At 44.5% G+C, this 254-nt stretch carries 1 protein-coding gene; it reads left to right on the top strand.

The genetic code is table 11. The features are described 5' to 3' along the window. A partial coding sequence (locus tag H9565_RS20105) for a hypothetical protein (RefSeq protein WP_215442159.1) occupies window positions 1-254 on the top strand: 254 nt, incomplete at both ends.

Raw genomic sequence — 254 nt, 5'->3', positions numbered from 1 at the left:
TTAGGAAGTTTAACTGCATTCGCTCAAGAAGAGCAAGCAACTGAAGCTCAGGATACAGCCACTGAAGCTGTAGCTCAAGAGGAGTTTTCTGAAGTAGCTTTGGAAGAAGTTCCAGAAGCGGTAACTGCAATGGTAGAGACTAACTACCCAGGAGCAACTATCAACAAAGCCCACAAAAACGAAGCTAACCAGTACAAGTTAGAGGTTTCTTTGGAAGACGGTACTTCTGGTGCCCTAATCGTTGATGAAGAAGG

This window comes from Zobellia russellii (assembly GCF_018728565.1).
GTDB lineage: Bacteria > Bacteroidota > Bacteroidia > Flavobacteriales > Flavobacteriaceae > Zobellia > Zobellia russellii.
This window is presented reverse-complemented; position numbering and strand designations above follow the sequence as displayed.